This is a genomic window from Pseudoalteromonas sp. KAN5 (assembly GCF_022846535.1).
Taxonomy (GTDB): Bacteria; Pseudomonadota; Gammaproteobacteria; order Enterobacterales; family Alteromonadaceae; genus Pseudoalteromonas; species Pseudoalteromonas haloplanktis.
Genome location: NZ_AP025589.1, coordinates 2,409,543 through 2,422,948 on the forward strand (window position 1 = coordinate 2,409,543; position 13,406 = coordinate 2,422,948).

Here is a 13,406-nt window from a genome sequence, read left to right on the forward strand (position 1 = left end):
TCGAAAAAACTAAGGACCTTATTATCATTGATTTAAATAGCTATTGCCAGCAAAGCACGACAAGCTAATATGCCGCTGGCAACTTGCAGTTACAGTGTGAAATAAATCGGCTATTCCTTACCCTGCGATTTATTTTCAGCGCGATGCTTTGCAATGACAGACCACGCTTCTAGCATCACCAATACACTAATGATTAAAACAATAATATCCAATGTCACTAATAACCAGTTACCTTGTTGGTAGTACTCGCCTAGTTTGATCACACCAGCAAAAAATGCCATCACTAACACAAAACTCATTGGAATAAGCGTGTACTTAGCTGGGCGGTTTGCTTTGATCAACATCACTGAAATAACTAATAAGGTAAGACTCGCTAAAATTTGATTTGTTGAACCAAACAACGGCCAAATGATCATGCCACCACTGCCATCTGCGCCACCAGCACCAAAGGCTAATAATAAACAACTTAGCACTGCAATAAGTGTGGCTATTACACCATTTTTAATCACTTTAATATTATAAATATCACCCCACTCTTGAATGATGTAACGCTGTAAACGCACGCCTGAGTCCATCGTCGTACCAGCAAACAGCACCACCATAACAGCCAATAAGGTTGACGCTATTTCGTTGGAAATGCCCCAACCAGTTTCGATGAGATTCGCGCCACCATTGACAAAAGCTGCGACACTACCGGCACCTAAATGGCTGTATATTTCATGCCATTCTTCGGGAGATACAGCAAGTGCAACCCCACTTACAGCAACCAAAGTGATCAGTGCTAACATGCCTTCGCCCACAGCACCTAAATACCCAACAAAACGGCCATCAGTTTCTTTATTGAGCTGCTTAGAGCTAGTACCCGATGATACAATGCCGTGAAACCCAGACACCGCGCCACAGGCAATCGTCACAAATAATAATGGAATAATACTCGGAGTATCTATCGCCGTTTGAGTGTTAAACGCAGGGGCGGTGATATCAGGCATAGAAACAAACACTGCACCATATAACAGTACTAAACCCACCAATAACTGCATGCCATTGATGAAATCTCGCGGTTGTAACAACATCCATACAGGTAACAAAGAGGCGATTGCTGCATAAACAAATAAGATCACAATCCAGTTAGCATTCGCGCTTAAACCAAATAACTCGTCAGGCAAAGTGATCGGCATGCTACTACCTAAATAGATGGTGTAATATAAAATCCCCACACCAATGAAACACAGCGGTATGAGAGAGACTTTTTTACGCAGCAATTGGCCAATCACTAACGCCACCACAATTGCAGCCCAAGCGGGGAAAACCGCATTCGGGCTACTAATAAATGATTTTGCAATCACCACCCCAAACACCGCATTAACCATTAGTAACACCAAAAAAACCACAATCATAAATAACGCACGAGTACGTTTACCAATCACGGTTTCGGAAAGTGCGCCCATTGATTTACCTTTATTTCGCGCACTGGCCCATAATGCGCCCATATCGTGCACACCGGCAAAAAAGATAGTGCCCAGTACAACCCATAACACGGCAGGCACCCAGCCCCAATAAACAGCAATCGCAGGACCAACAATCGGCGCAGCCCCCGCGACAGAGGTAAAATGATGCCCCCAAAGCACCACTTTATTGGTAGGCACAAAATCCTTACCATCTTCGAGTTCATGTGCTGGGGTGACAAAACTGTCATCCATTTTGAAAATCTTTTCGGCGATAAATTTAGAATAAACAAACCAACCAAAAAGCATTCCGACCATACCCAGCAGTACAATTACAACTGATTGCATAGCTCTCTCTCTTATTGTTAACCTAAGCTCTGGATAATAAATTTATTTCCAGCTGGAGACTGTGACTAATATTTATGAATTTAAATCAATATATTAGTAAACCTCTATCCAGAGTCCAGGTTGATTATATAAATGTGTGTTGTTCATTTTCTACACTAGCAAGGTTTGAGCAAAAAACACTCTAAACCTTTAGTCTAATATACTTAACTGAAGGTGCTGTTGCGGCTCGTTTTTTACACCAATCCCAATACCCAGTAATCGTACCGGTTGCTGCTGACCACGTTGATACGCTTTGCTTAACAGTTCAGTAAATATAGCCGTGTCAATTTGATGATAGGACTGATCTGCCGATGTCACCACAAAATTAGCAAATTTAACTTTCACACTGAGTTTATTGATACGCTGTTGTAATTGCTGTTTTGTTAACCGCCGAGTCAGTTCCTCTAGCAAAATAGGTAGCTGATCTAGGCACTCTTGTAAGCTGGTTTTATTGTATTCGTAGGTATGTTCAACACTTAAAGATTTACGCACTCGCTCCGTCGATACGGAGCCTATATATAAGCCCGCACATTTTTGATACAAGGAAACGCCAAAGTTACCAACATGCTGTTGCATCCAATTAACGCCTTTTTCGCACACATCTGCACCTGTATATAAGCCCTTTAAATTGAGTTTCTCTAAAGTGACTTTACCAACCCCTGGTATTTTACCTAAAGGTAATTGTGCTAAAAACTGATCAACTTGCTCAGGTAACACCACAAATTGACCATTTGGTTTATTTTCATCACTGGCAATTTTGGCAATAAACTTTATCGGCGCCACACCCGCCGATGCGGTTAAACCCGTTGCCGCAAAAATATCGGCACGTATTTGCTCAGCCATTAACGTGGCACTGCCTTTACATGCTGTGCTGTCGGTGACATCAAGGTAGGCTTCATCTAAGGAAAGGGGCTCAATTAAATCGGTATAACGCTGAAAAATGGCACGAATTTGTTGGGAGATTGCTTTATATACTTGCATGCGACCAGGCACAATCACTAAATCAGGACAGCGTTGTTTAGCATGATAGTTTGACATCGCCGAGCGCACACCGTATTCACGAGCAATATAATTAGCCGTCGACAATACGCCTCTTCGGCTATTACCACCTATAGCCAACGGTACATTAGCTAACGCTGGATTGTCGCGCATTTCTACCGCGGCATAAAAGCAATCCATGTCGATATGAATAAACTTTTTCATTTCCAAAACCAAACAACTGTATATATGAACAGTTATTATTAATTAACTTTACCCTATTAGCAAGTTATCAACTGGGGGATTGTTCTTCCATACTTTTTTTACGTGAAAATAATTTATGACCAAATAACCAAAATACTCCTTCAAAGACAAAACCAAGGATAACTAAAGCTATTGCTCCCGAGGCATTTCCCATTGCGTAGCAAGTAATTGCTAAACACAACAGTGCAAGCAGGGCCAACCACTTTGTAATTTTTGCTGCAACCACGTTCATAATTTGCTCCTTTAAATCATCAAAAAATATAGCCAAACTATATCTATCGTTTACGTAAGCGTGAACTACTAAAGTTAGCATGTTTTGGTGATTTTTCTAATTTTCTTGAGCTAAAAGCAGCATATTGCTAACCTGAGCGTTCATTACAGTAATCGAGTTTGTTTATGCAATCGTTTATAGAACAACACCCTATTCACACCAAAATTAATGTTGCTTGGGGTGAAATGGATGCCTTACAACACGTTAATAATGTCGTTTATTTCCGTTATTTTGAAACCGCCCGAATTGATTTTTTTAATCAAATTAATTTACTCGAAGATCTACAAAAAACCGGTGTAGGACCTGTGATCAGCGAAAACAACGCGCGTTATAAGCGCCCAGTTACTTTTCCAGATACAGTGCTGGTAGGCGTCACAATTAGCGACATTCAAGCTGATCGCTTTATGATGCATTACAACGTGTTTAGTCAAGCACAAAACGCGTTAACAACTATTGGCTCATCGCAAGTGGTGATGTTCAACTTTAAAACTGGCAAAAAAGCCAATTTAAGCGAGCCTCTTTTAGCAGCTCTTAAAACCTACTCGCAAAATTAAATAAGGAATCATTATGCGTTATAACCCTCTTGGTAGGAGTGGCATCAATGTGTCACGCGTGTGCTTAGGCAGCATGACGTGGGGCGTGCAAAATAATCAAGCTGACGCCGATGAGCAAATTGCCTATGCCCTAGATCAAGGCGTTAATTTTATTGATACCGCTGAAATGTATGCGATCCCCCCCACACCTGACACTTACGGCAAAACAGAGCAAATCATAGGGAACTGGTTATCGCGTAATTCAAATAAACGCAATGACATTGTACTGGCAACTAAAATAGCCGGTAATGGTCTATCTTGGGTGCGTGATGGTGGAGATATTACGCGTCAAGCCGTGATCAGCGCCGTTGATGAATCATTAAAACGCCTACAAACCGATGTCATTGATTTATACCAATTACATTGGCCAAATCGCCAATCCCCGCACTTTAGCAAGCAATGGCCAGGTATGATCCGCTTTAGTGATGCCAACACACAGCAGCAGACTGCAAGTATGTTAGACATTCTTGAAGGGTTAAATGACTGTGTTAAAGCAGGAAAAATTAAACATTGCGGCCTTTCTGATGACACTCCTTGGGGGATTAGCCAGTTTTTACGCTTAAGTGAGCAGCACAATTTACCGCGCATGGTATCGATTCAAAATGAGTTTAGCTTATTGCACGCCAAGGATTGGCCTTATTTAATCGAGCAATGTATTCATGAAGATATTGCCTATCTGCCATGGTCACCACTTGCAGGCGGTATGTTAACGGGTAAATACTTAAATGGCGCTCGCCCGCAAGGAAGCCGCTGGACCTTAGTGCAACGTAACGGTTTGTTCCGTGATACAGCACAATCGCAGCAAGCAATTAGTCACTACGTTGAAATTGCCAAACAATATCAATTAACCCCAGCACAGTTGGCGCTGGCATGGTGCGACCAAGTTGATGGTGTTACCTCATCAATTATAGGTGCAACCAGTTTAGCGCAATTAAAAGAAGACATTGACGCATTTAATATCGAATTAAGTGAGCAAGCACTCACTGATATTGATGCAATATTTAGACAATACCCAATGCCATTCTAAACAAAAAAGCCCAGCTTTTGGTTATTTACCCAAACTACCTCAAGATGCAGAATTTAGCGTTCCACAGGGGCTTAGGTATAAAGCTGGGCTGCAAGCAAAGCAAACAATAAAATAACCACTATTAAATAACTAGTTACTTTAGTAGCATGGTAATCAAATAGTTGTACATCTAAATAACGTATCAATATGCAAACAAATAACACTCTGTTGGCGAAATGGCATTTTATCAGCATATTCCTTATCTTCTTGGCAAGTGCTAACGCCGCAGCAAATAATACGGTTAGCGAAATCACTTGGCTGCAAAGCGATACAGCACCGTTCCATTTAAAGAAAAGTACACATGCACCAGATGGTGGTTTATGCGATTATTTAATTGAACAACTTATTGAAACATTACCCAATATAAAACATACCCGCTTATTGCTACCTCAAAAGCGTATCGGTAAGTATTTAGATGAAGGACAAATGGCTTGCTACCCATGTATGATCCACCGGGAAAAAAGCACTGACAGAGTAACCTACTCAATGCCAACGACGGTTTATCCGCCGTTCAATATAATAACAACCCCAGCAAACGCTGAGGCAATTAGCTTACGTCATGGTGATCCTGTACAACTCATTAATCTACTCACCGACACACACTTTATTTTTGGTCAAACCGCCGCAAGAAAGTTTACTCAGGAAATAAATGAAATAGCCCGCAATACTAAAAGCTACGAAAATGCTTCGTTGAGCTGGAGCAGCGAAAACGAAAGTAGAGCCGTGATTGCACGACTTAACCACGGCTATATTGATTACACAATTGACTATCCGTTTCTAGCTGATTATTACAACCGCTTTAGCGAGTTAAGTAATGTGGTTGCGTTACCCATTGCTAATCACCAAAGTAACTTAGTTTTAGGAGCTGTCGGCTGCTCTTCAAACGCGCCAAATAACTTTGCTAATAATGCGCTTCAGCAAATTAACCAAGTATTACAGCACACTATTTTACCATCAGTTCAATACCAAGCATCACAAAGACAGTGGCTTGAATCGACTTTTCCTGACTTTATCACCCACTATCAGCAGCAAATATTAAACGTTAATCGGCCAGCCAATGCTGCTCCAGCAGCCGTTGAGAATCCAAATAAAGCTGAACAATAAACTCACTGCCTTTGCTGACTTCACCAACCCCTTCTGGGGTGCCTGTCATTATAATATCGCCATCTTGCAAGGTCATAAATTGGCTAATTTCCGTTAGGATGGCATCTGCTTTATGGATCATTAACTCGCAATTACCTTGTTGCTGTATACGACCATCAATCATTAGTTTAAAACTAAATAATTGCTGTGCACTATTAATTGGCACAAACTCGCTAAATAATGCCGAACCGTCAAACGCTTTCGCTCGCTCCCATGGCAAGCCTTTCATTTTTAAATGTGTTTGCACTGCTCGTTTAGTTAAGTCTAAGCCAAGGCCTACAGCACTGAGTTGATTATTTTTAACAATAAAACACAGTTCAGTTTCAAAATGTAAGGTGTCTTGATTATGTTGACTATGCAACTGTTCACTAATAGCACTGTTTGGTTTTGTAAATAACAACATTTCACTAGGGGTTTCATTCCCCAGCTCAGCAATGTGTGCAGCATAATTCCGACCAATACAGATAATTTTATTGGGTATAACTCGTTGCCCAGCAACTTTAACAGTATTCATTTCAAATTTTCCTCATGCACGTATCGTGTCGCTAATAGTGGTAACAAATTAAGGTTATTAACAAGCATTATCATACAATAATCTCTATATTTGCCACTTAAACCGCAGCTGAACAGCTAATAAGCATACAATTATTGTTTAATATTTCTAATAATAACATAAACATACCAATTAACCGTGGGTACAAAAACTAATAACTATTGACGATTGTTTTACTTTCTACTAACTTAATGTAAGCGGTTACATAAATAAAATCGGGTTCGGCGGTTTTTTTTATAACTAAATGTAAGCGCTTACATTATACGCAACAATAAAAACCAGATCTGGAGATTTGCATGAACCACACACATTTCAAGAAAAAGCAGCTTGCTATTAGCCTGTCCATGGCTATGGGTTTAAGTGCGCTAATTCCCCATACAGCTGTTGCCGAAGAAGAGCCCACAGCAAAAACCGATATAGAAGTTATTCAAGTTTCAGGTATTCGCGGCAGTTTAGTGAAATCTATGGATATTAAGCGCCAATCGGCAGGTGTTGTAGACGCAATCACCTCAGAAGACATTGGTAAATTCCCTGATACTAACCTTGCTGAATCGCTGCAACGGATCACAGGTGTATCAATCGACCGTAGTAACGGTGAAGGCAGCAAAATTACTGTACGTGGTTTTGGCCCAGAGTTTAACTTAGTCACGTTAAATGGCCGCCAAATGCCAACTACCGGTGGCCGCTCATTCGACTTCGCAGACATCGCAACCGAGAGTGTGAGTGGTGTTGAGGTTTATAAAACAGCCCGCGCAGATATTCCAAGTGGTGGTATTGGCGCAACCGTTAATATCAGTACCGCAAAACCATTATCTAATCCAGGCTTACATGCTTCGGTTGGTGCCAAAGCAGTACACGACACGTCTAATGAAACTGGCAAAGATATTACTCCAGAATATTCAGGTATCTATAGCAACACATTTAATGATGACAAATTTGGTATTTTAATTTCAGGTTCAGTTCAAGAGCGCGACAACCGCGAGCAATCAATGGCAGTTGATAACTGGATCCCAAATGTGGATATTTCAGCATCACCAGGCTTATCACTCACCGATAATAACCAACGTGCGGATGGCACCACTTGGTATCCACAAAATGCCGGTTATGCATTTTCAGACAACACCCGTAAACGCACCAATGGTCAGCTAGTACTGCAATACGCCCCCTCTGAAAAACTTACCGCAACGCTTGATTACACTTATTCAAAACTTGAGTTTGAAAAAGATGGCCGCAGTTTTGGTGTGTGGTTCAATAACGGTGGTAACGTAAATTCAGCAAACATCAATGAAAATGGTACGTACACGCAAGTAAGTGAGTTTGGTGGTGACTATTCAACTAACTTAAATCGCGGTGCAACCACCAACGAAAATAAATCGTTAGGTTTAAACCTTGATTGGCAAGTGACTGACAATTTCAACATTGAGTTTGATGCCCATAACTCCTCTGCCGAAAGCGCAGGTGTTGGTATTGGCCACGATGCATTTATGATCATAGGTAACACATCATGTGATTGGTGTGAAAACCCAACAGTCAATATCGATGAAAAAATGGCAGACTTTAGCCAAGGCGAAATTCCACTTATCGATATGACTTTAACTAATGGTCAAGCAGAAATACTACCAAGTGATATGGGAACTTTGTTTGCTGGAGTTAATAAAGATACAAACACCAACGACCTTGATCAATATCAGCTTAAGAGTACTTGGTATAACGAAAACAGTGGCGCCCTTTCAAGCATTAATTTTGGTGTGTCACATACTAAAATTGAGTTTCGTACTACGCAATCCTACTCAGAGCAGTTAGCCGCTGGTTGGTGGCTAAACTCTGCAGATTGGTACGATGATAGCTTATTTACTCGTGTTGATAGTTCAGGTTTACTCGATGGCTTTTCAGGTGGTGGTAGCGACAAACTACTTAACTACTACTACGATGCTGATTTTAATGAGATTGTAGCCATTGCAGAAAGTATTGATTGCGACCACCCTGATGGCGGTATTGGTGCATGTAGCTGGCCTGCTGATGTAAATGGTCAAGTGCAATCTGGTCCAATTGATAATGATCACCGCGTTAGCGAGAAAACACTCTCATTTTACACGCAAGCAAACTTTGAAACAGAGTTTAACGATATGTACGTCACCATGGCGGTTGGCTTACGTTATGAGAAAACAGATGTTGAATCAAAAAGTTTAGAAAAACCAGCGGCAGGTATGACTTGGGTTAATGGTAACGAATGGTCATATAATTTTGGTGAACAAACGTTCTCAAATGGTGAAGGTAGCACCAGCGAATTCTTACCAAATTTAGATATAAATGTTGAAGTTGCGCAAGACGTGATGGCGCGCTTCTCTTATAGCCGCACACTGGCTCGTCCTCCAGTAAACTCTCTACGTTCAACGACTTCATTTTTAGGTAACCCTAAAGTCGGCCAGCGTAAAGTGGCTGTAGGTAACCCAGATTTAAAACCTTTTGTGTCTGATAACATCGATTTATCACTTGAGTATTATTATGGTGAAGGCAGCTATATGTCGGCGGGTTATTACCGTAAACAAGTTGAAAATTTCATTGTTAACGTAACAACTCAAGAAACCATGGGCGATATTCGTGACCCATTTATTGGTGAGCGCGCAGAGCAAGCACGTGAAGACTTAGCAGCCGAAGGGATCACACCGTCTGATCAAGCGATTCATGACAAAATCAATGAAAACCAAGGCACTGAACAAGGTACCGGCATCACAGGCACAGCGACGGATCCACTCGCTATTTTTGATGTTGCCCGCGATACCAATGTCGAAACAGGTAACTTATGGGGCTGGGAGCTTGCTGCACAGCATATGTTTGGCGATACCGGTTTTGGTTTAGTTGCTAATGCCACTTTCGTATTTGGTGATGTAGAAGCTGATCGTGATGCTGTCGGTTATCAATTCGCTTTACCTGGATTAAGTGATTCGGCTAACTTCTCTGCAATTTATGATTTAAACGGTTTATCTGCTCGCCTATCGTATAACTGGCGTGATGAGTTCTTAACTGGTTTTGATCAACATTCATCGCCTATCTTTACTGAGTCTTATGGTCAGTGGGATATCAATGTTAACTACGCAGTAAATGAGCAGTTAACGGTGTTTGTTGAAGGCCTTAACTTAACAGACGAAACACAACGAACGTATGTTCGTTACTCTGAGCAGTTGTTACGTGCTAACCAATACGGTGCTCGTTACAACATTGGCTTCCGCTACGCTTTCTAGCATTTTGTTGTCAAAAAGCCGCTGCAAAGCGGCTTTTTTTTCTTTAATATGTTAATTTCAATACATGAAATTTAAGTAACGAGTCGATCTAATGCGTAAAAACGACATAAACCACATCGTTATCATTGGCGGCGGCAGTGCAGGCTGGCTTAGCGCAGGGCTTATCGCGGCTCAAAGCCACCTAACTCACAATGCTAAAGTTACCCTTATTGAATCGCCCGATGTGGCCACTTTAGGCGTGGGTGAAGGTACTTGGCCGACCATGCGTAAAACCTTAAAAACCATTGGTATCAGTGAAACACAGTTCATACGTGAATGTGATGCCTCGTTTAAACAAGGTTCACGCTTTGATGGCTGGTGCGATGATCCAACGAGCAGTCAAAGTAACGAATACTACTATCATCCATTTAGCCTTCCCGTTGGCTATCAAAACATCAATATAGCGCCTTATTGGTTTGCTCAACACGAAGCGGTAAGTTTTAGCCATGCAGTAGCCAGTCAAACTTACTTTTGCGATCACCACAAAGCCCCAAAAACGCATTTACACAGCGATTATCAAGCACAAGCTAACTATGGTTATCATTTAGATGCTGGAAAATTCGCCCACCTATTAATGCGTCACTGTGTCGATAAACTCAATGTAACTCACCTGCTATGTCATGTTGATGAGGTGATTAACGATGACGATGGTTATATTAATGCAGTGAGTACTGGCGATCATGGCTTGATAAGTGGTGACTTATTTATTGATTGCTCAGGGCATCATAGCCGTTTAATTGATAAGCACTACAAAATTCCTTTGCAAACCCAAGATCATATTCTGTTTAATGATCGCGCTGTTGCCGTCCAGGTGCCATATGCTGATGACCAACAAGAAATAGTGTCATACACTAAAGCTACAGCACAAGATACAGGTTGGATTTGGGATATAGGCTTACAAACTCGCCGTGGTGTTGGCATGGTTTATTCAAGTGAATATGAATCAACCCAAGGGGCTAAAGATAAGCTAATTAGTTATTTAAAGACTACACAACATGAGCTTGATGTGAGCCAATTAACCATTCGTGAATTGAGCTTTAAACCTGGTTATCGCACACAGTTTTGGCATAAAAACTGTATTGCAATTGGTATGTCAGCAGGCTTTATCGAACCACTGGAAGCCTCTGCGCTGGTGATGGTAGAACTAAGCTTAAATACTTTATTGGCAAACTTTCCAACCCATCGCAATGCGATGCCTCAGCTGAGCAAGCGCTTTGATCAGCAATGCCATTATCGGTGGCAACGGATCATTGAATTTTTAAAGCTGCATTATGTGTTATCAAAACGCAGCAGCGACTATTGGCAAGCGCATAGAAATACCAATACAATACCACAATCCCTGCTTGATAACCTGGCTCTATGGCAATATCAAAGCCCTTGGTTGAATGATTTTGACCGTGCCCAAGAAGTGTTTTCAGCGGCGAGTTATCAATTTGTTTTATACGGCATGAAATACCTCCCCGAATTTCCTCAGATGAACATGCCAGCAGCCATTATTGAGCACTTTACAAATAATCAGCAAACGGCGAAGCAAGGGTTAGCCAATTTACCTACTAACCGCCAGTTACTTGAACATATTAAAAAATTTGGTTTACAGCCTATTTAACTTTAGGGTTTAACTGAACCAATTGAATTAACTATATTGAAGATCAGGAGGCCACATGGCCAACCATGTTTTACTTGATAATATTAGCCACAAAGCGTTAAAAGTGATCACCGAACGTGGAGCTAAATGGGGCGATAACATCAGCTGTACACCTATTTACCCGAGCGAATTCACTAAAGTGCAGGCGAATCAACCCATCGTATTTCGTAAGCATCCTCAATCGGGGCAGTTTGAAGCACTGGCCTTATTTGGCTTTGAAAATAGTGAAAACTTGCTACTTGATGCACAAGGTAGCTTAACGCTCAACTACTTGCCATTGAGTATGAAGCGCCAACCTTTTTTAATCGGCCAACAAACTCACTATAACCAAGGTATCCCTGAGCAATCTTTAGTGGTGCATATTGATTTAGACAGCCCTCGGATTAACCTAGAGCATGGTGAAGATATCTTTTTAGAGCATGGCGGCAATAGCGATTACTTAAGCCATATAGCCCAAGTATTGAATACCCTTCACCTTGAAAACCAAGCGCTGCCTGCATTTTTTGCACAACTCCTTGAGCTTAATTTAATTGAAGCATTTACAATTGAGTACCAACAAAAAAATGCTGATAAGGTCACTGTCGGTGGTTTTTATACGATTAATCAACAAACCTTAAATACCCTCACTAGTGAACAATTACAAACTTTACAGAGCAGTGGTTATTTACAGGCTATTTATATGGCGATTGCGTCACTTGAACAAATTCCTAGCTTACTTAATAAAAAGTGGGCACAGCAGTAATGCAAAGCGTGGCGCAACAAATAAAACAGCAAGTTAGGCAATGCCATATTGATGAAATTAACGACTTGCCTGCCTTTTTGGCTGAGCAAACTGCGCCTATTGTGATCAAGGACGTCTGTGCGCTCTGGCCTATGGTAAAACAAGCTAAACAAAGTAATCAGCAGGCATTAAGTTATTTAAAAAGCCTTGCTAGCAACTCACCAGTGCGAGCATTTTCAGCCCCAGCTCAAGAACAGGGGCGCTACTTTTACAATGCTCAAATGGATGGTTTTAACTTTAGCCAATATGTCAGTAACTTAGTTGAATTACTTGAGCAATTAGAGCAAGTAACAGCAATAGCTGAGCCAGACTCTTACTACATGGGATCAACAGCGTGTGATTACTGTGCCCCTGATTTTAATCGTTACAACCCGTTACTGGTCACAGCCCATAAGTGTTTAAAAAGCTTGTGGGTAGGTAATCACAGCCAAATTGCCGCCCATTATGATAATGCCGATAACCTTGCTTGCGTTGGCGCAGGAAGTCGTGAGTTTATTTTGTTCGCCCCAGAGCAAGTAGATAACTTATATATAGGCCCGTTAGAATTCACTCCTGCAGGACAAGCCGTCAGTTTAGTTGATTTTACAGCCCCAGATTTTGAACGTTTCCCCCGCTTTAAACAGGCGCTAAATAGCGCGCAGATCGCAAAGTTAACACCCGGTGATGGCATATTCATTCCTGCACTTTGGTGGCACCATGTTAGCGCTCAAAGCGTATTCAACGTGCTGGTTAACTATTGGTGGCGTCAAGCCGCTGATCATTTAGCCAATCCATTTGATGCGCTGCTACACAGCATGCTCGCGATTAAAGATTTGCCCGCAAATCATAAAACGAACTGGCAGCAGTTGTTTAATCATTACGTCTTTAATGACAATATTGAGCTTGGTGAACACACACCCGATAATGTAAAAGGCATACTTGGGAAAGTAGATGAACTTACTGCACGAAAGATTCGCCAGTTACTATTACAGAAGTTAAATCGTTAAGGTTGGCTGGTGG

Annotated in this window: 11 protein-coding genes; 7 read left to right on the forward strand and 4 right to left on the reverse strand. The window is 41.4% G+C overall.

What is annotated here, in order from left to right:
* Positions 1-110 precede the first annotated feature (110 nt).
* The 3 genes from KAN5_RS10770 to KAN5_RS10780 form a co-directional block, all read right to left on the reverse strand.
* On the reverse strand, positions 111-1,793 hold the full coding sequence (locus KAN5_RS10770; protein WP_016708108.1) for a carbon starvation protein A: 1,683 nt from the start codon (positions 1,791-1,793) through the stop codon (positions 111-113).
* Positions 1,794-1,982: 189 nt separating this feature from the next.
* The gene (gene dinB / locus KAN5_RS10775; protein ID WP_016708109.1) at positions 1,983-3,035 is read right to left on the reverse strand and encodes a DNA polymerase IV; all 1,053 of its coding nucleotides are present in this window, start codon (positions 3,033-3,035) and stop codon (positions 1,983-1,985) included.
* 67 nt (positions 3,036-3,102) lie between these two features.
* A complete protein-coding gene (locus KAN5_RS10780) occupies positions 3,103-3,306 on the reverse strand; it encodes a hypothetical protein (RefSeq protein ID WP_244389684.1) in 204 nt (67 codons plus the stop codon).
* Positions 3,307-3,470: 164 nt separating this feature from the next.
* On the opposite strand from KAN5_RS10780, the gene KAN5_RS10785 reads away from it, so the two are divergent.
* The 3 genes from KAN5_RS10785 (at position 3,471) to KAN5_RS10795 (ending at position 6,108) form a co-directional block, all read left to right on the forward strand.
* Entirely contained in the window at positions 3,471-3,899 is a 429-nt protein-coding gene (locus KAN5_RS10785; RefSeq protein WP_016708111.1) for a thioesterase family protein, read from the forward strand.
* Positions 3,900-3,912: 13 nt separating this feature from the next.
* A complete protein-coding gene (locus tag KAN5_RS10790; RefSeq protein ID WP_016708112.1) occupies positions 3,913-4,965 on the forward strand; it encodes an aldo/keto reductase in 1,053 nt (350 codons plus the stop codon).
* Between the two features lie 186 nt (positions 4,966-5,151).
* On the forward strand, positions 5,152-6,108 hold the full coding sequence (locus tag KAN5_RS10795; RefSeq protein WP_016708114.1) for a hypothetical protein: 957 nt from the start codon (positions 5,152-5,154) through the stop codon (positions 6,106-6,108).
* Here KAN5_RS10795 and KAN5_RS10800 read toward each other — a convergent pair.
* Positions 6,047-6,661: a fumarylacetoacetate hydrolase family protein gene (locus KAN5_RS10800; RefSeq protein WP_244389685.1), complete on the reverse strand. Its 615-nt coding sequence runs from the start codon at positions 6,659-6,661 to the stop codon at positions 6,047-6,049. The genes KAN5_RS10795 and KAN5_RS10800 overlap by 62 nt on opposite strands.
* 335 nt (positions 6,662-6,996) lie before the next feature.
* Here KAN5_RS10800 and KAN5_RS10805 point away from each other — a divergent pair, with 335 nt between their 5' ends.
* The 4 genes from KAN5_RS10805 to KAN5_RS10820 all read left to right on the forward strand — a co-directional run bounded on the left by KAN5_RS10805 (position 6,997) and on the right by KAN5_RS10820 (position 13,393).
* Positions 6,997-9,942, forward strand: a complete 2,946-nt coding sequence (locus tag KAN5_RS10805; protein ID WP_029216095.1) for a TonB-dependent receptor — start codon at positions 6,997-6,999, stop codon at positions 9,940-9,942.
* A gap of 91 nt (positions 9,943-10,033) precedes the next feature.
* Positions 10,034-11,587, forward strand: a complete 1,554-nt coding sequence (locus KAN5_RS10810; RefSeq protein ID WP_244389686.1) for a tryptophan halogenase family protein — start codon at positions 10,034-10,036, stop codon at positions 11,585-11,587.
* Positions 11,588-11,642: 55 nt separating this feature from the next.
* Positions 11,643-12,368, forward strand: coding sequence for a SapC family protein (locus KAN5_RS10815; RefSeq protein ID WP_244389687.1), 726 nt, complete (start codon positions 11,643-11,645; stop codon positions 12,366-12,368).
* On the forward strand, positions 12,368-13,393 hold the full coding sequence (locus KAN5_RS10820; protein WP_244389688.1) for a cupin-like domain-containing protein: 1,026 nt from the start codon (positions 12,368-12,370) through the stop codon (positions 13,391-13,393). Before KAN5_RS10815 ends, KAN5_RS10820 begins: the two co-directional genes overlap by 1 nt.
* Positions 13,394-13,406 lie beyond the last annotated feature (13 nt).